The 20,441-nt window shown below is 62.7% G+C and carries 18 protein-coding genes; 8 read left to right on the top strand and 10 right to left on the bottom strand.

Annotated features, from left to right (window positions below):
• Window positions 1-203: 203 nt before the first annotated feature.
• Both rpsI and rplM read right to left on the bottom strand, forming a co-directional pair.
• Window positions 204-602 carry a 30S ribosomal protein S9 gene (rpsI, locus tag ACMNAY_RS05220; protein ID WP_394968421.1) on the bottom strand — a complete coding sequence of 133 codons (399 nt, stop codon included), beginning with the start codon at window positions 600-602 and terminating at the stop codon, window positions 204-206.
• Window positions 603-618: 16 nt separating this feature from the next.
• A complete protein-coding gene (gene rplM / locus ACMNAY_RS05215; RefSeq protein WP_394968422.1) occupies window positions 619-1,047 on the bottom strand; it encodes a 50S ribosomal protein L13 in 429 nt (142 codons plus the stop codon).
• A gap of 326 nt (window positions 1,048-1,373) precedes the next feature.
• On the opposite strand from rplM, the gene ACMNAY_RS05210 reads away from it, so the two are divergent.
• The 4 genes from ACMNAY_RS05210 to lepA are packed head-to-tail and all read left to right on the top strand — an operon-like array spanning window position 1,374 to window position 5,770.
• Window positions 1,374-2,123, top strand: a complete 750-nt coding sequence (locus tag ACMNAY_RS05210; RefSeq protein ID WP_418718650.1) for a tRNA 2-thiocytidine biosynthesis TtcA family protein — start codon at window positions 1,374-1,376, stop codon at window positions 2,121-2,123.
• A 45-nt stretch (window positions 2,124-2,168) separates the two neighbouring features.
• Complete coding sequence (gene alr, locus ACMNAY_RS05205; RefSeq protein WP_418718649.1) at window positions 2,169-3,353, top strand: alanine racemase; 1,185 nt, start codon at window positions 2,169-2,171, stop codon at window positions 3,351-3,353.
• A 19-nt stretch (window positions 3,354-3,372) separates the two neighbouring features.
• Complete coding sequence (locus ACMNAY_RS05200) at window positions 3,373-3,912, top strand: cysteine hydrolase family protein (protein ID WP_418718648.1); 540 nt, start codon at window positions 3,373-3,375, stop codon at window positions 3,910-3,912.
• Window positions 3,913-3,964: 52 nt separating this feature from the next.
• Window positions 3,965-5,770 carry a translation elongation factor 4 gene (gene lepA / locus ACMNAY_RS05195; RefSeq protein WP_418718647.1) on the top strand — a complete coding sequence of 602 codons (1,806 nt, stop codon included), beginning with the start codon at window positions 3,965-3,967 and terminating at the stop codon, window positions 5,768-5,770.
• 50 nt (window positions 5,771-5,820) lie between these two features.
• Here the strand turns inward: lepA and ACMNAY_RS05190 are convergent, their stop codons facing one another.
• Entirely contained in the window at window positions 5,821-6,570 is a 750-nt protein-coding gene (locus tag ACMNAY_RS05190; RefSeq protein ID WP_394975615.1) for a Bax inhibitor-1/YccA family protein, read from the bottom strand.
• 115 nt (window positions 6,571-6,685) lie between these two features.
• Between ACMNAY_RS05190 and hemW the strand changes: the two genes are divergently transcribed.
• Entirely contained in the window at window positions 6,686-7,759 is a 1,074-nt protein-coding gene (hemW, locus tag ACMNAY_RS05185) for a radical SAM family heme chaperone HemW (RefSeq protein ID WP_418718646.1), read from the top strand.
• 55 nt (window positions 7,760-7,814) lie between these two features.
• Here hemW and ACMNAY_RS05180 read toward each other — a convergent pair whose 3' ends face one another.
• Together ACMNAY_RS05180 and thrS are read right to left on the bottom strand one after the other, a co-directional pair.
• Window positions 7,815-9,419 carry an MBL fold metallo-hydrolase RNA specificity domain-containing protein gene (locus ACMNAY_RS05180; RefSeq protein ID WP_418718645.1) on the bottom strand — a complete coding sequence of 535 codons (1,605 nt, stop codon included), beginning with the start codon at window positions 9,417-9,419 and terminating at the stop codon, window positions 7,815-7,817.
• Window positions 9,420-9,561: 142 nt separating this feature from the next.
• Window positions 9,562-11,463, bottom strand: coding sequence for a threonine--tRNA ligase (gene thrS, locus ACMNAY_RS05175; RefSeq protein ID WP_394975609.1), 1,902 nt, complete (start codon window positions 11,461-11,463; stop codon window positions 9,562-9,564).
• Between the two features lie 565 nt (window positions 11,464-12,028).
• Here thrS and rny point away from each other — a divergent pair.
• A complete protein-coding gene (gene rny / locus ACMNAY_RS05170; RefSeq protein ID WP_394968431.1) occupies window positions 12,029-13,582 on the top strand; it encodes a ribonuclease Y in 1,554 nt (517 codons plus the stop codon).
• Between the two features lie 168 nt (window positions 13,583-13,750).
• Window positions 13,751-14,389, top strand: coding sequence for an orotate phosphoribosyltransferase (locus ACMNAY_RS05165; protein WP_418718644.1), 639 nt, complete (start codon window positions 13,751-13,753; stop codon window positions 14,387-14,389).
• 67 nt (window positions 14,390-14,456) lie between these two features.
• Here ACMNAY_RS05165 and ACMNAY_RS05160 read toward each other — a convergent pair whose 3' ends face one another.
• From ACMNAY_RS05160 to ACMNAY_RS05145, 4 genes are all read right to left on the bottom strand, one after another.
• Window positions 14,457-14,783: a hypothetical protein gene (locus tag ACMNAY_RS05160; RefSeq protein WP_418718643.1), complete on the bottom strand. Its 327-nt coding sequence runs from the start codon at window positions 14,781-14,783 to the stop codon at window positions 14,457-14,459.
• Window positions 14,784-14,946: 163 nt separating this feature from the next.
• Entirely contained in the window at window positions 14,947-15,309 is a 363-nt protein-coding gene (locus ACMNAY_RS05155; RefSeq protein ID WP_394968434.1) for a BlaI/MecI/CopY family transcriptional regulator, read from the bottom strand.
• A 305-nt stretch (window positions 15,310-15,614) separates the two neighbouring features.
• Window positions 15,615-16,574, bottom strand: a complete 960-nt coding sequence (locus ACMNAY_RS05150; protein WP_418718642.1) for an outer membrane insertion C- signal — start codon at window positions 16,572-16,574, stop codon at window positions 15,615-15,617.
• A gap of 13 nt (window positions 16,575-16,587) precedes the next feature.
• Window positions 16,588-17,769, bottom strand: coding sequence for a CobW family GTP-binding protein (locus tag ACMNAY_RS05145; RefSeq protein WP_418718641.1), 1,182 nt, complete (start codon window positions 17,767-17,769; stop codon window positions 16,588-16,590).
• Between the two features lie 220 nt (window positions 17,770-17,989).
• Between ACMNAY_RS05145 and ACMNAY_RS05140 the strand changes: the two genes are divergently transcribed.
• Window positions 17,990-19,777: an aminopeptidase P family N-terminal domain-containing protein gene (locus ACMNAY_RS05140; RefSeq protein ID WP_418718640.1), complete on the top strand. Its 1,788-nt coding sequence runs from the start codon at window positions 17,990-17,992 to the stop codon at window positions 19,775-19,777.
• 25 nt (window positions 19,778-19,802) lie between these two features.
• Here the strand turns inward: ACMNAY_RS05140 and ACMNAY_RS05135 are convergent, their stop codons facing one another.
• The gene (locus ACMNAY_RS05135) at window positions 19,803-20,429 is read right to left on the bottom strand and encodes a DedA family protein (RefSeq protein ID WP_418718639.1); all 627 of its coding nucleotides are present in this window, start codon (window positions 20,427-20,429) and stop codon (window positions 19,803-19,805) included.
• Between the last annotated feature and the right edge of the window lie 12 nt (window positions 20,430-20,441).

The following is a 20,441-nucleotide window of genomic DNA, read 5'->3' as shown; positions in this document are numbered from 1 at the left end:
TGCGGTCCTCCTTTTGCCCCCGGCGGGGCGTGTATTCTACCTCGATTATATCGAAAACATCGGCGAAACACAATGTCGCAAAAAGACAAAATAATTTTGTTGTCTTTATTCACAGCGTCCCCCGCGCACCTTCTGCGGTTTTTGCAACGCAAAAAACCCCGGAACCAAAGGGTTCCGGGGTTTTGAAGCAAAGGGTTCTGAAATCAGCGCTTGCTGAACTGGGGAGCCCGACGGGCAGCCTTCAGACCGTACTTCTTGCGCTCCTTCATACGAGGATCGCGGGTCAGGAAGCCAGCCTTCTTCAGGGCGGGGCGCAGGTTCTCGTCGTACTGCAGCAGGGCGCGGGACAGGCCATGACGGATGGCGCCAGCCTGGCCGGCAACGCCGCCGCCGTTCACGCGGACCACGATGTCAAACTTGCCTTCCACCTCGGCCACAGCCAGGGGCTGACGGACGATCAGCTTCAGGGTCTCGAGGCCGAAGTAATCGTCGATGTCACGATCGTTGATGGTGATCTTGCCGGTGCCGGTGTAGACGCGAACGCGGGCAACGGAATTCTTACGACGACCGGTGCCGTAGAAATAAGGTTTCGTCTCGTACATATTCTATTGCCTCCTATTAAAACTCGTAGACTTCGGGCTTCTGGGCGGCGTTCAGGTGCTCAGCGCCCTTGTAGCAGCGCAGGCGGGTCATAGCCTTGGCGCCCAGGGTGTTGGCGGGGATCATGCCCTTCACCGCAACAAACATGGCCTTGTCGCTGTTCTCAGCCATCAGGGTCTTGTACTGAGTCTCCTTCAGGCCGCCGATCCAGCCGGAATGGGTGCGGTAGTACTTTTTCTCCAGCTTCTTGCCGGTCAGAACCGCCTGGTCGCAGTTGATGATGATGACATGGTCGCCGCAGTCCACATTGGGGGTGAAGGTGACCTTGTTCTTGCCGCGCAGCAGCACGGCGGCTTTGGCGGCAACGCGGCCGAGGGGCTTGCCCGCGGCGTCGATCACATACCACTTGCGCTCGGTCTGGGCGGGTTTAGCGAGAGTAGTGCTCATTTGCTGTTCCTCCTGATTTTCTTTTCGTGCCAAAAGGCGCGTGAATGCGGTTTGGCGCACATCGGCGCAAGGTTGATTATAACCGAAAGGAAAAGCCGCGTCAAGCACTTTTTTCGATTATTTTGATTTAATCCCGGCTCACTCGCTCATGCTCTTTTATTCTCTCTTATGCTCCCGTTTTCTCACTTTCTATTTTTTCAAATTTTCGCGCAAAGTTTGTGCAGATTGCCCCGTATGTGGTATAATGACCGGGAAAAGCGCCTCTTTGCCCCTTGCGGCATGGAGCGCTCGTCTTTATAATACATTATATGGAAGGGGGCCGCGACATGCAGCGTCTGGAAGGACTCATGCGCAAGGCCATTCAGGAATACGGCATGATCGCGCCCGGCGACCGGGTGTGCGTGGGCGTGTCCGGCGGCAAGGACAGCGTGGCTCTCACGGTGGGCCTTGCCCGCCTGCGGGAGTATCTGGGTATCCCCTTTGAGGTGGTAGCCGTGAGCCTGGACCCCCAGTTCGGCGGCACTCCCGCCGACTACACGCCGCTGGAACGGCTGTTCGCCGAGTACAACGTGGAGTACCACATCCGCCGCAGCGAGATCGGCCACGTGGTGTTTGACCTGCGCCAGGAGAAGAACCCCTGCGCCCTCTGCGCCAAGATGCGCCGGGGCCTTTTGCACAACACCGCCAAAGAGCTGGGCTGCAACCGGGTGGCCCTGGGCCATCACCTGGACGACGCGGTGGAGACCTTTTACATGAACCTCTGGGGCGAGGGGCGGCTGGGCTGCTTTTCGCCGGTGACCTGGCTTTCCCGCAAGGAGCTTTACCTCATCCGGCCCATGATACTGGCCACCGAGGCCGAGGTGCGCCGGGCGGTGCGGGAGCTGGACTTGCCGGTGGTGAAGAGCGCCTGCCCCGCGGACGGTGCCACCCGCCGCCAGGAGATGAAGGACTACGTGGCGGCCATGGCCAAAAAGGACCCGGCCTTCCGCCAGAAGATGCTGGGAGCCCTGCAGGACGCCGGTCTGGACGGCTGGGCGCCCCTGCCCGGCACCGAGGGCCGCAGGGCCCGGCGGTGAGCGCGGGCCATTCCGCCGCCGAAAGCGGCAAGCGAGGTGTTACCATTGGAGTTTGAAAAGCACTGTTGGGCCGAGGTGGATCTGGATGCTCTCGCCCATAACTTTAAACTCATCGCGGCCCATGCCGCCCCCGCCAAGGTGTGCGCGGTGGTGAAGGCCGGAGCCTACGGCCACGCCGACGGCATGGTGTGCCAGACGCTTCAGGCCGCCGGAGCCGAATGGTTCGCGGTGAGCTGCCTTGCCGAGGCGCTGCACCTGCGCTCCGGCGGGGTGACGGGGCACATCCTCATTCTGGGCCACACCGACCCGGCCTACGCCGCCGAGCTCATCGGCAACGACCTGACCCAGGCGGTGTTCAGCGGGGCCTACGCCCAGGCGCTGAGCGAGAATGCCCGGGCCGCCGGCGGCCGGGTGAAGGCCCATCTGAAGGTGGACACCGGCATGGGCCGGCTGGGCTTTGACGCACGCAGCGAAGGGCGCATCGACGCCTGCGTCTCCGCTTTGGCGGGCTGCTGCGGTCTGCCGGGCCTCAACGTGACGGGCCTGTTCCAGCACTTTGCTGTGGCGGACAGCCACGCCCCCGAAGACATCGCCTACACCGCCGGCCAGCACGACCGGTTCGTGAAGGTAGCCGAGACGCTGAAAGGCCGGGGCATTGCCCTCGAGACCGTTCACTGCTGCAACTCGGCGGCCCTCACCGAGCACCCGGAATGGGGCATGGACCTGGTGCGGCCGGGCATCATCCTCTACGGCTGCGACCCCAGCGACGAGGTGCACTTTGAGGGCCTGCGCCCGGTGCTGCGGCTGAAAGCACGGGTGAGCCAGGTCAAGACCATCGAGGCGGGCCAGTCCCTGAGCTACGGCCTGCTCTACACCGCCCCCGGCCCCCGGCGGGTAGCCACCCTCTGCGTGGGCTACGCCGACGGCTACCCCCGCAGTCTGACCAATCAGGGCGTGTGCAGCATCCACGGCCAGAGCGCCCCGGTCATCGGCCGGGTGTGCATGGACCAGCTGATGGTGGACGTGACCGGGCTGGACGGCGTGGACGCCGGCGACGAAGCCTGCATCTTCGGCGCGCCGGGCTGCGATACCATTGAAGATGTGGCCCGCAAGGCGGGCACCATCCCCTACGAAATTATGTGCGCGCTGGCGCTGCGGGTGCCCCGGGTCTATCTCCGGGACGGCGAGGCCGTGGCACTGGCGGACTATCTGAACCAGACTTCATTCTGACGCATCGGAGGGCAGGAAGATGAGCAAGCTGCTTGTGGTGGTGGACTACCAGAAAGACTTTGTGGACGGCGCGCTGGGCTACCCCGGGGCCGAAACGCTGGAAGGCCCCCTGTACGACAAGGTGAAAGCGGCGCTGGCCGAGGGCTGGAAGGTAATTTTTACCCGGGACACCCACGCCCCCGATTATCTTGACACCCGGGAGGGCCGCTTCCTGCCGGTGCCTCACTGCATCAAGGGCAGCGAGGGCTGGCACCTGTTCGGCAAACTGGCCGAATTCGAGGCTGCGAAAAACGAAGCCATCGCCTTTGTGGACAAGCCCACCTTCGGCAGCATGGAGCTGCCCGAGGCCGCCCGCGCTCTCTGCGGCGGCGAGCCGGAGGAAATCGCCCTGTGCGGCGTGGTCACCAACATCTGCGTGGTGAGCAACGCGGTGGTGCTGCATTCCGCCTTCCTTTCCAGCACCATCACTGTGCTGAAAGACCTGTGCGGCACCGGCGACAACGCCATGGGCCAGAAGGCCTTTGACCTGCTGGCAGGCATGGGCTACAACGTGATTTGAACCAAACGCCGGGGCCGCCCGGCTTTACACCTGTTTTTTGGAGGGGACCTGTTTGTCGAAAAAGAACATCCGCAATTTCTGCATCATTGCCCACATCGACCACGGCAAGAGCACCCTGGCCGACCGCATTCTGGAAAAGACCCACAGCGTGGATGAGCGCCAGATGGAGGACCAGCTGCTGGACAACATGGAGCTGGAGCGTGAGCGCGGCATCACCATCAAGGCTCGCGCAGTAACGCTGGACTACGCCGCCCGCAACGGCGAGCACTATGAATTCAACCTCATCGACACCCCGGGCCATGTGGACTTCGGCTACGAGGTGAGCCGAAGCCTTGCCGCCTGCGAGGGCGCGGTGCTGGTGGTGGACTCCACCCAAGGCGTGGAGGCCCAAACGCTGGCCAACACCTATCTGGCGCTGGAACACGACCTGGAACTGGTGCCCATCCTGAACAAAATCGACCTGCCCAGCTCCGAGCCGGACCGGGTGGCCAAAGAGGTGGAGGACGTGATCGGCCTGCCCTGCATGGACGCCCCCCGTGTGAGCGCCAAGATGGGCATCGGCATCGAGGACGTGCTGGAGAAGGTCATCACCGACATTCCCGCCCCCAAGGGGGACGAGACCGCGCCGCTGAAGGCCCTCATCTTCGACAGCGTCTACGACAGCTACAAGGGCGTCATCGTCTACATCCGGGTGTTCGAGGGCACGGTGAAGCCCGGCGACACGGTGCGGATGATGGCCACCGGCGCGGAGTTCACGCTGGTGGAGGTGGGCCGCATGGGCGCCACCAGCCTGATGCCCTGCGAAAAGCTGGAGGCCGGCGACGTGGGCTATCTCACCGCCAGCATCAAGAACGTGCGGGAGACCCGCGTGGGCGACACTGTGACCCTGGTGGCCAACCCCACCCCCGAACCGCTGCCCGGCTACCGCAAGGTGACGCCGATGGTGTTCTGCGGCATCTACACCGTGGACGGCGCCAAGTATCCCGATTTGAAGGACGCGCTGGAAAAGCTGCAGCTGAATGACGCGGCTTTAAGCTTTGAGCCGGAGACCAGCGCGGCGCTGGGCTTTGGCTTCCGCTGCGGTTTCCTGGGCCTGTTGCACCTGGACATCATCACCCAGCGGCTGGAGCGGGAATTCGATCTGGACCTCATCACCACCGCCCCCAGCGTGGAATACCGTTTCACCCTCACCGACGGCACCGTTCTCACCATTGAGAACCCGTCGGACTACCCCGACCCGGGCCGCATTGCCAAGCAGGAAGAGCCCTATGTGGACGCTCACATCTACACCCCCACCGAGTATGTGGGCAGCCTGATGGACCTGTGCCAGGACCGGCGGGGCACCATGATCGACATGAAGTATCTGGACGCCGAGCGGGTGGACCTGCACTACGAGCTGCCCCTGGGCGAGATCGTCTACGACTTCTTCGACGCCATCAAGAGCCGCAGCCGGGGCTACGCCAGCTACGACTATGAGATGAAGGGCTTCAAGGAGAGCAAGCTGGTCAAACTGGACATGCTGCTCAACGGCGACATGGTGGACGCGCTGAGCATGGTGGTCCACGCGGACAAAGCCTACGCCAAGGGTCGCCGCCTGGCCGAGCGGCTGAAGGAGAACATCCCCCGCCAGATGTTTGAAATTCCCATCCAGGCGGCCATCGGCGGCAAGGTCATCGCCCGCGAGACGGTGAAGGCCATGCGCAAGGACGTGCTGGCCAAGTGCTACGGCGGCGACATCACCCGAAAGAAAAAGCTGCTGGAAAAGCAGAAGGAAGGCAAAAAGAAGATGCGCCAGCTGGGCAGCGTGGAACTGCCCAGCGAGGCATTCACCGCCGTGCTCAAGCTGGACGAGAACTGACACACAAAAAAGGGCCGCCCCATTGGGGCGGCCCTTCTGCTTTTTGAAAATCAGTCCCGGCTGCGGGAGAAGATGCGCAGGATATAAAGGAACAGGTTGATGAAGTCCAGATACAGTTCCAGCGCCGAGAACACCGAGGCTTTTTTCGCCAGCTCCGGGTTGCCGGCGTAGGCGAAGTAGGCGGCTTTGATTTTCTGGGTGTCGTAGGCGGTGTAGCAGGCGAAGAGCACGATGCCCAGGCAGCACAGCAGGATGTTCACCCCGCCAAAGAACATGCCGATGACGCTGACGATCATCATGGCGATGAGGCCGAACATCAGGGGCTTCGCCCAGCCGGACAGGTCCTGCTTGGTGAGGTAGCCGTAGGCGGCCATGATGCCGAAGTAGAGGGCGGTGGCGCCGAAGGCCAGCACCAGATCGAACATCTGGTAAAGATAGAAATAGCAGCTGAACACCGCGCCGTTGAGCGCCGCGTAGAGGAAGAACATGCCCCGGGCGGTGCTCACGCCGATCTTGTGGATGCGGGCGCTCATCATCACCACCACCACGATCTCGGCGATGGCCAGGCCCCAGAACAGCAGCGGATTGCTGAGCAGCAGGATGCCGATGCCGCTGGTGTAGCCCGCCAGCGCCACCAGGAAGGTGACCATCAGGCCGGCGAACATCCAGCCGAAGGTCTTGGCGGTGTACTCCGCCAGCGTCTCGTAGCGGGCATTGGTGCTGAACACACCGTCCGGGCCCTGGCTGGCGTAAAAAGTATTGTTGTCGGGCTCAAAGCCCGGTCCGTATTGTTGATTCATAGGGATATCCCCCTCCTTTGGGCTTATTATATCGCAGAATGCCGCCGGAATTGTAAACAAAATCAAAATAATTTATAATGGCCTGTGAAAGCTTTGTGTAAAGGAGGCGCACGCCGTGGGTTTCGGGCTGTATCTGCACATCCCCTACTGCCTTGCCAAGTGCCGCTACTGCGATTTTTACTCCGCCGGGGCCAGCCGCGCCGTGCCGGAGGAATACATTGACGCCCTCATCGCCCGCATGGCGGCCATGTGCCCCGGGCGGCCGGATACGGTGTACTTCGGCGGCGGCACCCCCAGCCTGCTCTCTCCCGCCCAGGCGGCCCGGCTTCTGAAGGCCGCCGCCCCCCTGCCCGGCGCGGAAATAACGCTGGAGGCAAACCCCGAAACAGTAGACGCGGAAAAACTGGCGGGCTTTCGCGCCGCCGGAGTGAACCGGCTGAGCCTTGGGGTGCAGACAGCGGACGACGAAAGCCTTGCCCGCCTGGGCCGGCCCCACACCGCCGCCCAAAGCCGCGCCGCCCTGGCCGCGGCAAAGGCCGCGGGCTTTGAGAACATCACCGGCGACATCATGCTGGCCCTGCCCCATTATACGCGGGGGGAGTTCGACCGCACCCTTGCCCTGCTGGCGGAGGGCGGCGCCACCCACATCTCGGCCTATCTTTTGAAAATCGAGCCGGGCACCCCCTTTGGGAAAACTCCCCCGCCGGGTCTGCCGGACGAGGACGAGGCGGCGGATTTTTATCTGTATGCCGTGGAACAGCTGGCGACGGCGGGCTACGCCCAGTATGAGATAAGCAACTTCGCCCGCCCCGGCTTTGAGGGGCGGCACAATCTCATTTACTGGGACTGCCGGGACTATCTGGGCCTCGGCCCCGCGGCGGCCAGCTGCATGGAGGGCAAGCGCTTCTCCTTCGGCCGCAGCACGGCGGAATTCCTGGCCGGGGCGGCCCCCATGCAGGAGGGCGAGTGCACCGGGGCGGACTACATCATGCTGCGGCTGCGCCTTGCCGAGGGCCTGCGGCTCTCGCTGTTGAAAGAACGGTACGGCCTTGCCTTTGACGAAGGCCGCCTTGCCTTCATCCGCCGGTGCGTGGCGGCGGGCTACGCCGTGTTTGACGGCGACCGTCTGGCCCTTACCCCCAAGGGGATGCTGGTGCAGAACAGCATCCTCACGGAACTTTTGCCCTGAATAGCAAAAGCGGCAGGCCCCGCCGGGGGCCTGCCGCTTTGTTGTTTTATGGACTTCAGTCCTGCCACTTGTCGCAGAGGGCTTCCACCTGGCTGGCAAAGCGGGCCAGCTCCTTGTTGGTGTGGCCTTCCTTGGCCTTGATGATGTTCAGCAGGCGGTGGCCGGCGTCCAGCAGGCGGCGGAACACCGGGTTCTCCCGCTTCTTGCCGCCGCCCTCCTCCTTGGCGATGCGCTGGGTATTGCCCACCACAAGGCAGCTGCCGGTAAGAAGGTCGTACTCCGCGCCGTTGTAGGGCGCGGCGGCGGCCAGGCCCAGCTCCGCCCGCAGGCGGTTCGCGAAGATGTCGCACACCTCGTCCTCGCCGTGGGTGACAAACACGGTGCGGGGTTTCGTTTCAAAGTTCTTCACCCAGTTCATCAGGCCCTCGTTGTCCGCATGGCCCGACACGCCCGCCAGCACCTGCACCTTGCAGCGCACTTCGATGGTCTCGCCGAAGAGCTTGACCTCCTTCGCGCCTTCCACCAGCGCACGGCCCAGAGTGCCCGGCGACTGGTAGCCCACAAAGAGCACCGTGCTCTCCGGCCGCCAGAGGTTGTGTTTCAGATGGTGGCGGATGCGCCCGGCTTCGCACATGCCGCTGGCGGAAAGGATGACCTTGGGCTCGGAATCAAAGTTGATGGCTTTGGAGTCGTCGCTGCTCAAAGAGAGCTTGAGCCCCCGGAAATTGATGGGGTTCACCCCCTGCATCACCAGGGTACGGGCCTCCTCATCGTAGCACTCGGCCCAGCTGGTCTTGAACACCTGGGTGGCCTCCACGGCCATGGGGCTGTCCACATAGACAGTGAAGTTCTCGTGGCCCTTCACCAGGTTCTGTTCTTTAATTTGGCGCAGGAAATAGAGCATCTCCTGGGTGCGGCCCACGGCGAAGCTGGGGATGACCAGGTTGCCGCCCCGGTCAAAGGTATCCTGCAGAACGGCGGCCAGGGCGGGCACATAGTCCGGCCGGGGGCCGTGGCTGCGGTCGCCGTAGGTGGACTCCATCACCACATAGTCCGCCTCATGGATGGGCTGGGGGTCCCGCAGAAGGGGCTGGCGGGTGTTGCCGATGTCGCCGGAAAAGACGATTTTCCGGGTCTCCTCCCCTTCGGTGACCCACAGCTCGATGGACGCGGAGCCCAAAAGGTGACCCACGTCGGTGAAGCGGGCGCGGACGTTCGGCCCCACCTCCACCGTCTCGCCGTAGTCTACCTCGTGGAACAGGGCCAGGGCGGCCTCCGCGTCCTGCATCGTATAAAGGGGCTGGTACTCCTCGCCGCCGGAGCGCTTGGCCTTGCGGTTGCGCCACTCGGCCTCGAACTCCTGGATATGGGCGGAGTCACGCAGCATGATGCCGCACAGTTCGGCGGTGGCCCCGGTGGTAAAGACCGGGCCTTTATAGCCGTTCTTCACCATCAGGGGGATACGCCCCGAATGGTCGATGTGGGCATGGGTCAGCAGCATGCAGTCCACCTGGCCGGGGGCCAGGGGCAGGGGCTGGTTCTCGTAGATGTCGCGGCCCTGTTCCATGCCGCAGTCCACCATCAGGTTGAAGCCGCCGGTCTGCAGCAGGTAACAGCTGCCGGTGACCTCATGGGCGGCGCCCAGGAACGAAAGTTTCATACGCTTGCTCCCCCTTTCCCTTTGCGGGCGGTTGTATTTGTCTTTATTATACCCCGCCCGCTCCCCGGGGGCAAGGAAAAGCGGCAGACAAAAAACGCACCGTCCCCCTTTCGGGGAACGGTGCGTTTTGTTCAGGAAAAAATTACCGCTCCTTGGAGTCGATCTCGGCGCGGATGGCAGCCAGGAAGGCGTCCACGCTCATGGTGCCGCCCTTCTCCTCCTTGCGGGCGCGGACGGCCACGGTGCCGTCCTCCATCTCCTTGTCGCCCACCACCAGCATGTAGGGGATCTTTTTCAGCTGGGCCTCGCGGATCTTGTAGCCCATCTTCTCGCTGCGGTAGTCGGCCTCCACGCGGATGCCGGCGGCGTTCAGCTTCTTCTCCAGCTCCTTGGCGTACTCGTGCTGGCGGTCGGTGATGGGGATGATCATCGCCTGCACCGGGGCCAGCCAGGTGGGGAAGGCGCCGGCGAAGTGCTCGATGAGGATGCCGATGAAGCGCTCGATGCTGCCGAACACCACGCGGTGGATCATCACCGGGCGGTGCTTCAGGCCGTCCTCGCCGGTGTACTCCAGCTCAAAGCGCTCGGGCAGCTGCATATCCAGCTGGATGGTGCCGCACTGCCAGGTACGGCCGATGGCGTCCACCAGATGGAAGTCCAGCTTCGGGCCGTAGAAGGCGCCGTCGCCCTCGTTCACGGTGTACTCGCGGCCCAGCTCCTCGATGGCGCTGCGCAGGCCGTCGGTGGCACGGGCCCAGTCCTCCTCGCTGCCCATGTGGTCTTCCGGCATGGTGGACAGCTCGATGTGATACTCAAAGCCGAACAGGTTGTAGACCTTGTCGATCAGCTGCACAACGCCCTTGATCTCGTCCTTGATCTGGTCGGGGGTCATGAAGATGTGGGCGTCGTCCTGGGTGAAGCAGCGCACGCGCATCAGGCCGTGCAGCGCGCCGGACAGCTCGTGGCGGTGCACGAGGCCCAGTTCGCCCATGCGCAGGGGCAGGTCACGGTAGCTGCGGGGCTGGGTCTGGTACACCAGCATGCCGCCGGGGCAGTTCATCGGCTTGATGGCAAAATCGGTGTCGTCGATGACGGTGGTGTACATGTTGTTCTTGTAGTGGCCCCAGTGGCCGCTGCGCTCCCACAGGCTGCGGTTGAGCATCATGGGAGTGCTGATCTCCTGGTAGCCGGCCTCACGATGGATCTGACGCCAGAAGTCGATGAGGGTGTTCTTCAGGATCATGCCCTTGGGCAGGAAGAAGGGGAAGCCGGGGCCCTCTTCCAGCAGGGTGAACAGCTCCAGTTCCTTGCCCAGACGGCGATGGTCGCGCTTGGCGGCCTCTTCCATCAGCTTCAGATACTCCTCCAGGCCGCTGGCCTTGGGGAAAGCGATGCCGTAGAGGCGGTCCAGGCTGTCGCGGGAAGCGTCGCCGCGCCAGTAGGCGGCGGCTACCTTGGTCAGCTTCACGGCCTTGATGGCGCCGGTGCTCATCAGGTGGGGGCCGGCGCACAGGTCGGTGAAGTCACCCTGCTTGTAAACGGTGAGCTCCCAGCCCTTCTCGGCGTACTCTTCCAGCAGCTCCAGCTTGTAGGTCTGGCCCGCGAAGATCTCGCGGCCCTCCTCCACGGTGATGACCCGCTTTTCCAGAGGCAGGTCCTCTTTGACGATCTTCTTCATCTCGGCTTCGATGGCCTCAAAGTCGCCGGTGGTCAGGGGCCGGTCGGCCTTGATGTCGTAGTACCAGCCGTTCTCCAGCGCCGGGCCGATGCCGAAGTGGGCGCCGGGGAACAGATGCTGCACCGCCTGGGCCATCACATGGGCCGCGGTGTGCCAGAAAGCGTGCTTGCCGCCCTCGTCCTCAAAGGTGAGGATCTCGAGGGTGCAGTCCTCGTTCAAAGCGGTGCGCAGATCGCACACCTCGCCGTTCACTTTCGCAGCGCAGGCGCTCTTGTAAAGGCCCATGCCGATGCTCTTGGCCACGTCGGCCGCGGACACGCCCGCCTCGAACTGGCGAACGTCCCCTTTCAGTTCCACATTGATCATGTTCTCAAAACCTCCTGTAAACGAAAAAACGCCCCACCCCGTTGCAAAACATACGGGATGAAGCATCGTGCTCCACGGTTCCACCCGAATTGCGCCAAAAAGCGCCACTCGTTTGGGCTGTAACGGGCCCGGCCCGGCGGGGGTTCGCCCCCGCGCTCAGCGGTGGTAGGCATGGCAGGCCGCGCAAAGCCGCTTGCAGCACGCCCGAAAAGGGTGGCGGCTCTCTCTGATGCGCGCCTTCGCCCGCCCGTGTCCGCTTCGACACTTTGCGGGATAAGACTGTGCCCTAATGATATACTTCTTTTGGCCTGCTGTCAATATTTCTTGACAATTTGTAAACTGTTCATTAAAATAATGTAGTAGTATATTTGATGATCTGCCGCTGGGCCCCACGCCTTTTTCGGGCCGGCGCTGTGCGATTTATATGACAGGGCCCCGCAAGGGGCTTTTTGGTATGCTCATTGTCAATTATAAATAAAAGGCCTTGTTTTGCCATTTTTGAAACAGGCAAGCCCAGAACGGCGATTATCTCAGATACCTATTCTATCTTGAGGAGTTGAAACAATTGCCACCCATCATCGCTATCGTGGTGGCGGTCGTTGCAGCTGTCGTTTCCGGGTTTGTCTGTTTTTTTGCGGGTTCGGCCTACCGCCGCAAGACCGCAGAGGCAAAGCTTGGCAGTGCTGAAGAGGAAGCCAAGCGCATCGTGAACGACGCCATCAAGGCCGCCGAACAGAAACGCAAGGAGACCGTGATCGAGGCCAAGGACGAAGCTTTGCGCATGAAGACCGAGGCCGACAAGGAGATCAAAGAGCGCCGCAGCGAGCTGTCCCGCCAGGAGCGCCGCCTCGACCAGAAGGAAGAGGCTCTGGACAAGCGCGTGGCCGCCTTTGAGCAGAAAGAAGAAGAACAGCGCCAGCGCTCGGAGCTGGTGGAGGCCAAGCTGGACGAACTGGAACAGCTCAAGCTCCGCCAGCTGGAAAAGCTGGAGACCATCGCCGGCCTGACCCAGGAGGACGCGAAGCAGCTGCTTTTGAACCGTCTGGACCAGGACCTGACCCACGAGAAGGCCATGCGTGTGGCCGCCTACGAGGCAAACCTGAAGGATCAGTGCGACGCCATGGCCCGGGAGCTGATCGGTCAGGCCATCGCCCGCTGCGCGGCCGACCATTCCAGCGAGGCCACCGTGAGCGTTGTGCCCCTGCCCAACGACGACATGAAGGGCCGCATCATCGGCCGTGAGGGCCGCAACATCCGCGCCCTGGAGACCGCCACCGGCGTGGACCTCATCATCGACGACACCCCCGAGGCTATCACCCTGTCCAGCTTCGACCAGGCCCGCCGCGAGGTGGCCCGCATGACGCTGGAGCGCCTCATCACCGACGGCCGCATCCACCCCGCCCGCATCGAGGAGACGGTGGAGAAGTGCCGCCGCGAGCTGGAACTGAGCATGAAGCGGGAAGGCGAGCGCGCGGTGATGGAGATGGGCCTGCACGGCATCCATCCCGACATCGTGAAGCTGCTGGGCCGGCTGAAATTCCGCACCAGTTTCGGCCAGAACGTGCTGAACCACTCGCTGGAAGTTGCCTACCTCTCCGGCCTGCTGGCCGCCGAGATGGGCGTGAACGTGACCCAGGCCCGCCGCGCCGGCCTGCTGCATGACATCGGCAAGGCGCTGGACCACGAGATCGAAGGCAGCCACATCCAGATCGGTGTGGAGATCGCCCGCAAGTACAAGGAGAACCCGGCTGTCATTCATGCCATCGAGGCCCACCACGGCGACGTGGAACCCAAGACCCCGCTGGCCTTCATCGTGATGGCCGCCGACGCCATCAGCGCCGCCCGCCCGGGCGCCCGCCGCGAGAATCTGGAAAGCTACATCAAACGGCTGGAGAACCTGGAGGAGCTGAGCTGCAGCTTCGAGGGCGTGGAGACCGCCTTTGCCGTGCAGGCTGGCCGCGAGGTCCGCATCATGGTGAAGCCCGACGCGGTGGACGACGACCATCTGGTGCTGCTGGCCCGTGCCATCACCAAGAAGATCGAGGACGAACTGGACTACCCCGGTCAGATCAAGGTGAACGTGATCCGGGAGAGCCGCGCGGTGGAATACGCGAAATAAGCCTTTTGCAGGGCCCCGTTCGGGGGCCCTGTTTTTTTGCGCCCCATGAAAAATCGTACAATAAATTTTTAACAGTTCGCCTTGTTTTTCGTTTAAAAATATTGTATTCTAAAAAAAAGGCGTTTTGCCCGGCGGGCAAAGCGCCTTTGAACATGGAGGTCGCTCTTTATGGAACAGCGTATGCAGAAGGTCTACTCCCGCAGCGGCGCGGTGGCGCTGAAGGTGGCGCAGGGCCACTTTGCCACCAACCACAGCCACATCAACTACTACATTGACATCACCACCCTCAAGACCCGCCTGAGCGACGCCGAGGCGGTGGCCCGGGAGCTGGCTCAGAAATACGTCACCAGCACCGTCATCGACACCATCGTCTGCCTGGACGGCACACAGGTCATCGGCGCCTGCCTTGCCCGGGAACTGACCAAGAGCGGCCTTGCCTCCATCAACGCCCACCAGTCCATCTACGTCATCCGCCCGGAATATAACTCCAACAGCCAGCTGCTCTTCCGCGACAACCTCCAGCCCATGCTCAGCGGCAAGCACGTTCTCATTCTGATGGCCTCGGTGGCCACCGGCAAGACCATCAACAAGAGCGTGGAGTGCGTGCAGTACTACGGCGGCATCGTGCAAGGTGTGGCGGCGGTGTACAGCACCATGAAGTCCATCGATGGGCTGGACATCCAGTCCATCTTCTCGCCCTCCGACCTGCCCGGCTATGCCAGCTACGAGTTCAAGGACTGCCCCTATTGCAAACAGGGCATCAAGCTGGACGCGCTGGTGAACAGCTTTGGTTATTCCAAATTGTAAAAACAAAGTCGAATAATACAGAAAGGACCCGCCGGTTTTTACCCGGCGGGTCCTTTTTTGTTCTTGCTCAGCCCTGGCAGCCCAAATCGTCCCAGTCGCCAAAGTCCTCGGCGCAGGCGATGCGAGTGGCGTCCAGCTTGCCGTCCTCGGTGATGGGCTTTTCGGCCGCGCCCAGGTCCACCGGGTTGGGGTTGGGGCCCACGTCCGGCTTTTTGGCCGCGTGGTAAGGCTCTTCTTCCCCGGAGGGGGCAGTGTCCTCTCCCTCGGTCAGAGGCACCTCCACATAGTCGCCCTCGATGTGGCCGTCGTTGTTGTAATCACGCAGAAGCTTCACGGCAAAGGCCCCGGCGGCAAGGCCTAAGCCGATGGACAAAAAGCGGCGAATGAATCCCATGGTTTCCTCCCTCTATTATGCGCTCTTGCCCTCCGGGCGAAGCGCCTTCTATAAAAGCGATACGGTGTTAGTATACCACGCCGGAGCGTCCCTTTCAACCGAAAAGGGGCGAAGAGAAGAGGCCGGCCCAAACGGCCGGCCTCTCTGTGTGCACAACGCTCCGTCAGCGCAGTTCGTCCAGCACGCGCACCAGTTCCGCGCGGTGCGCGGGGTCGGAGCAGCCGTCGCGGCAAAGCACCTCCAGCATTTCCGCCTCGCTGCCGCCAAACCGCTTTTCGACCAGGTTGTTCAGCTCTACAAGCTGCATCTGGCGGCGGGTCACCAGCGGCGTCACCGTAAAGTCGGTCCCGCTGCGTTCCAGAACGCCTTTGCCGATCAGCCGCTTCAGCACGGTGTAGGTGGTGTTCTTTGCCCAGTCAAACCGCTGGCCGGCGATGGCGGCGATGCGGCTCGCCGTGGTGGGGGCCGTCTCCCACACGATCTCCATCAGATTCCATTCTGCGTCGAACAGCTTTACTGTTTCCACTGTTGATCCGTCCTTTCCGCCCTGCCACAGGCTATTTTTTCTGGCAAGAAGAGGGCAGTATCCCCTTGTTTACTTTACTATATCATACCCCCCGCCCTTTTTCAGCATAAAACTTCCCCGTGGGAATTTTTTCGTAACTTTGCACTTATTGTGCCCGTTTTTCGGGAGCCTCTATGACAATAGTAGACGATTTATGTAGTATATAGAACCATATTTTTATGCAGAGTCAACAAAAACAAAGCGCCCCGCAGGCAAAAATGCCCGCGGGGCGAAAACACTTTATTTGCACGATCGGCGACAGAGCATCAGCTGAAGGTGACGTAATCCTGCTCCAGGGGCTTTGCCGGCTCCACCTCGAGGGCGGTGAGCACCGGGCCCTTGCCGCCGAACAGCGGATGGAACTGCACCCGTACCTTGGCGGTGAGCTTGATCCAGCTGCGCTGGGCCAGCTTTTTGGCGTCGTCGTATTTGCAGGGGAAGCCCACGAACTGGATGTCCTCCACGCAGCAGGTCATGGCAAAGCGCCCGGGCACGAACTGGCCCTGACCCACCCGGGGGGTCTGGCAGACCTGGGCGGTGAAGCGCACGGTCTTGCCGGCGTACTTCTCCGGGTCCTCGGAGGCGTCCAGATACCAGATGCCGAAGTCCTCGTCGCCGATGTCGATGACGTCGGCCTCGATGTCGAAGGGCAGTTCGTCGGGCAGGTCGTCGTACTCCACGCTGCCGTCGGAATACTCATAGGCGATGTCGCACCGGCGGCTGGCCTGACGCACGGCCTTGTGGATGTATTCCCGGTCGTCGGAGGAGCTGACCGCCTCGGCCCGGTTGACCACCAGCAGCTCGCTGGCGCCGAACTTCTCCAGCATCAGCTGGCGCATGTTTTCAAAATAGGTGCGGAAGGTGGTGCCGTCGGCGGTGCAGATGGTCTGGTAGATGAGCCAGTGGGGCGGCAGCGCCTCGCTGAGGGCCGCCAACGGCCACATGCCGTTGTACTCGATGAGCACCCGGCCCGCGCCGCTCTTTTTGGCTTTCTCTTCCAGAACTTCGGGGGTAAGCTCCGCCTGGGACTCGATGGTGTCCACCGTGACGCCGCCGAAGGCAAACTCCTCGGGGCGGTACTCCACCTCGCCCTCCTCGCAGATCAGCAGCAGGGTCTTGTCGCCGCTGTCGAACTTGGGGTCGTTCATGGTCTCCTGGATGAAGGTGGTCTTGCCGCTTTCCAGCTGGCCCAGGAACAGATAGACCGGGATCTCAGTCGCTGCCATTGTGTTCTCTCCTTTACGCCAGATGGAAGATGAGCTCCAGCGCCGGCTCGTTCAGCTTTGCGCCGATGACGCACAGCCGGCCGGTCACGTCGGCGGCGCCGGTGCGCACATCCGCCTCGCCGGGCACATAGTCGAAGTGGATCCACTCGCTCTCGCCGGGCAGGATGCCCTTGGCCCGCAGGATGGTGCCGTATTTGCCGGTGTCCAGGGCGGTCAGGGCGGCCTTCACCTCGTCGGCGGTGAACTTGCGGGCAGTCTCGCGGCCGAAGCTGGAGAACACCTCGTCGGCGTGATGATGGTGATGATCGTGGCCGCAGGAGCAGTGCTCGCCGTGGTCATGGTCGTGATGATGCTCATGGCCGCACTCGCAGTGCTCATCATGCTCATGGTCATGATGATGCTCATGGCCACACTCGCAGTGCTCGTCATGCTCATGGTCGTGATGATGCTCATGGCCGCACTCGCAATGCTCGTCATGGTCGTGGTCGTGATGATGCTCATGGCCGCACTCGCAGTGCTCGTCATGCTCGTGCTCATGGTCATGCTCATGATGATGCTCGTGCTCGTGGGTCTGGGCCAGCAGCTTCGCCACAAAGTCCTGCCCTTCCTCGATGGCGGCCAGGATCTGCGCGCCGGAAAGCTGGGCCCAGTCGGTGGTGATGATGACCGCGTCGGGGTTGACGGTGCGCAGCAGCGCCACCGCATCGGCCACCTTCTGCTCGCTGGCAGAACCGGTGCGGCTGAGGATGACGGCATTGGCGTGGGAGACCTGGTCGTTGTAGAACTCGCCAAAGTTCTTCATGTACATCTTGACCTTGTTCACGTCCGCCACGGTGGCAAAGCAGTTCAGCTTCACCTCCCGCTCGTCGGCCACGGCGGCCACGGCGCGGGTCACGTCGCTGAGCTTGCCCACGCCGGAGGGCTCGATGAGGATGCGGTCGGGGGCGAACTGGTCGATGACCTTTTTCAGCGCCTCGCGGAAATCGCCCACCAGGCTGCAGCAGATGCAGCCGGAGTTCATCTCGGTGATCTCGATGCCGGCGTCCTTCAGAAAACCGCCGTCGATGCCGATCTCGCCGAACTCGTTCTCAATGAGCACCAGCTTCTGGCCGGCGTAGGCCTCGCTGATGAGCTTTTTGATAAGGGTGGTCTTTCCGGCGCCGAGAAAACCGGAAAAAATGTCGATCTTGGTCATGGTTTTACCTCTCTTTTTATCTATCCGGGAAAAGGCCCGCCACGCCGCGAAAAGGGCGCTGCGGGCGTGATTGCTCCAACTTTTATTATACCCGTTTTGTCAACACCCGCACCGGGTGGGGGCTTTGCAACAGAGCTTTAGCGTGCTACAATAGAAGCGGTCGTTTTTGATCGAAGCGCTCTGCGCTGATTGCACTATTTGAGAATCGAGGTTTTGTTTTATGCAGACCACCAACGAAAAGATCGCCCTGCTGCGCGCCGCCATGAAGGCCGCCGGTGCGAACGCCTGCCTGATCCCCTCCTCCGACCCCCACATCAGCGAGTATCTGCCCGCCCACTGGTCCGCCCGGCGCTACTTCTCCGGGTTCACCGGCAGCGTGGGCAATCTGGTAGTCACCGAGACCGCCAGCGCCCTGTGGGTGGACGGCCGCTACTTCGTGCAGGCCGCCCATCAGCTGGAGGGCAGCGAGATCGTGCTGCAGAAGATGGGCGTGGAAGGCGTGCCCACCCTGCTGGAGTACCTGACCGACGCTTTGGGCGAGGGGCAGGTGCTGGCGGTGGACGGCATGGTCACCGCCACCTCCACCATGAAGGAGCTGCAGGAGGCCCTGGCCAAGAAGGGCGCTTCCGTCAAGAGCGTGGACCTGGTGGAGGGCAACTGGCCCGACCGGCCCGCCGTGCCCGCCAGCGAGGCTTTCCTGCTGGACGAGACCTATGCCGGCCGCAGCGCCGCCGAAAAGCTGGGCGACCTGCGGGCCGAACTGGCCAAGCAGGGCGCGGGCGCCATGGTGGTCTGCCGTCTGGACAGCGTGGCCTGGCTGCTGAACCTGCGGGCCTCTGACCTGGACAACACCCCCTTCGCCCTGGCCTACTGCTTTGTCACTCCGGATGACGCCATCCTCTTCATCAACACCGCCCGCCTGCCCGCCGAAGCCGCCGAGGCGCTGGGCCGTCAGGGCGTGCGGGTGACCGACTACGATCATCTGCTGGGCGCGCTCACCGGCTATCACCACGACCAGACGGTTCTGGTGGACGAGGCGGGCACCAACTGGGCGGTGTACTCCGCTCTGGCGGGCAACCCGGTGTTCACCCTGAAGGCGGGCGAGGACCCCATCCAGGCGCTGAAGGGCGTGAAGAACCCGGTGGAAATTGAAAACCTGAAGAACGCCCATCTGCGGGACGGCGTGGCCATGGTGAAGTTCCAGATGTGGCTGGAAGAGAAGATGGCCGCGGGCGAAACTGTGACCGAGGTGGATGTGGACGAAAAGCTGATGGCTCTGCGGGGCGAGCAGGCGCTGAACATCGGCGTCAGCTTCGACACCATCGCCGCCTACGGCGCCAACGCCGCCATGATGCACTACCACGCCACCCCCGGCAACTGCACCACCCTGGCCCCCAAGGGCTTTTTGCTGGTGGACTGCGGCGGCCAGTATCTGGACGGCACCACCGACATCACCCGCACCTACGCTCTGGGCGAGCTGACCGACAATGAGCGCACCTACTACACCTATGTGCTCAAGAGCCACATCGACATGGCCAAGCTCCAGTTCCTGAACACCTGCACCGGCGGCAATCTGGACGTGATCGCCCGCGCTCCGGTGTGGGCCCACGGCATCGACTACCGCTGCGGCACCGGCCACGGCGTGGGCTTTGTGGGCGGCGTTCACGAGGGCCCCCACAACCTGCGCATCACCAACCACACGGTGTTCAAGCCCGGCATGATCGTCACCGACGAGCCCGGCATCTACGAAGAGGGCGAAGTGGGCATCCGCATCGAGAACGAGCTGCTCTGCTGCGAGCGGGTGAAGAACCAGTACGGCCAGTTCCTGGGCTTTGAGCCGGTGACCTACTGCCCCATCGACCTGACCCCCGTGCGGCCCGAGCTGCTGGATGCGGACGAAAAGGAATGGCTGAATGCCTTCCACCAGATGGTGCGGGAGAAGCTGACCCCCCACCTCTCCGCCGCCGAGGCGGCCTGGCTGGCGGAAAAGACCCAGCCTCTGGCGTAAAAAACGCACAAAAAAGTGCTGTCCCTCATGGGGCAGCACTTTTTTTGTCTTTCTTTTTTGTCAGCCTGCGCAGCAGCAGCACCGCCGCCGCAGCCGCCAGCATCCAGCGCACCATACCGGAGCCGTCCGAAAAGCGCCGGGCCAGCAGCGCCCAGCTCTCCCCCGCCGCCGCGCCCAGATGCACCAGCGCGGCGTTCCACACAAGGCTGCCCGCCGTGGTGTAGAGCAGAAAGCGCACCAGGTTCATCCGGGCCATGCCTGCGGGAATGGAGATGAGGCTGCGCAAAATGGGTACGCAGCGGCAGAAAAGCACCGTTTTCGCACCCTTTTTCTCAAACCAGCCGGCGGCCCGGGCGGCGGCTTCGGCGTCAAAGCCCAGCCGTTTGCCCCAGGGCCCCGCCAGCAGCGCGTTCATCCGCTGGCCACCCAGCGCCCGGCCCACCCCGTAGAGGGCCAGCGCCCCCGCCACCGCTCCCAGGGTGGCCCAGACCACCACCCACCACACATCCAGCGCGGTTCGGGTGGTGAGGAAGCCGCCGAAGGTAAGGATGACCTCCGAGGGGATGGGCGGAAAGAGGTTTTCCACCGCGATGAGCAGGGCCATGCCCGGATAGCCGAAGTCCTCCATCACGTTCACGATAAACTGCTCCATGCCGCCGCCCCC

This window comes from Candidatus Allofournierella merdipullorum (genome assembly GCF_048426865.1).
Taxonomy (GTDB): Bacteria; Bacillota; Clostridia; order Oscillospirales; family Ruminococcaceae; genus Allofournierella_A; species Allofournierella_A merdipullorum.
Note: the sequence above shows the minus strand (reverse complement) of the source record. Positions and strands in the feature narration are given on the sequence as shown.

Excerpts from the sequence above, each read along its gene's own strand:
- ACMNAY_RS05160 (WP_418718643.1), bottom strand. The coding sequence starts at position 14,783 with ATGGGATTCATTCGCCGCTTTTTGTCCATCGGCTTAGGCCTTGCCGCC.
- ACMNAY_RS05145 (WP_418718641.1), bottom strand. The coding sequence starts at position 17,769 with ATGACCAAGATCGACATTTTTTCCGGTTTTCTCGGCGCCGGAAAGACC.
- ACMNAY_RS05150 (WP_418718642.1), bottom strand. The coding sequence starts at position 16,574 with ATGGCAGCGACTGAGATCCCGGTCTATCTGTTCCTGGGCCAGCTGGAA.
- ACMNAY_RS05190 (WP_394975615.1), bottom strand. The coding sequence starts at position 6,570 with ATGAATCAACAATACGGACCGGGCTTTGAGCCCGACAACAATACTTTT.
- ACMNAY_RS05200 (WP_418718648.1), top strand. The coding sequence starts at position 3,373 with ATGAGCAAGCTGCTTGTGGTGGTGGACTACCAGAAAGACTTTGTGGAC.
- ACMNAY_RS05210 (WP_418718650.1), top strand. The coding sequence starts at position 1,374 with ATGCAGCGTCTGGAAGGACTCATGCGCAAGGCCATTCAGGAATACGGC.
- ACMNAY_RS05165 (WP_418718644.1), top strand. The coding sequence starts at position 13,751 with ATGGAACAGCGTATGCAGAAGGTCTACTCCCGCAGCGGCGCGGTGGCG.
- ACMNAY_RS05140 (WP_418718640.1), top strand. The coding sequence starts at position 17,990 with ATGCAGACCACCAACGAAAAGATCGCCCTGCTGCGCGCCGCCATGAAG.
- thrS (WP_394975609.1), bottom strand. The coding sequence starts at position 11,463 with ATGATCAATGTGGAACTGAAAGGGGACGTTCGCCAGTTCGAGGCGGGC.
- ACMNAY_RS05135 (WP_418718639.1), bottom strand. The coding sequence starts at position 20,429 with ATGGAGCAGTTTATCGTGAACGTGATGGAGGACTTCGGCTATCCGGGC.
- rplM (WP_394968422.1), bottom strand. The coding sequence starts at position 1,047 with ATGAGCACTACTCTCGCTAAACCCGCCCAGACCGAGCGCAAGTGGTAT.
- rpsI (WP_394968421.1), bottom strand. The coding sequence starts at position 602 with ATGTACGAGACGAAACCTTATTTCTACGGCACCGGTCGTCGTAAGAAT.
- ACMNAY_RS05180 (WP_418718645.1), bottom strand. The coding sequence starts at position 9,419 with ATGAAACTTTCGTTCCTGGGCGCCGCCCATGAGGTCACCGGCAGCTGT.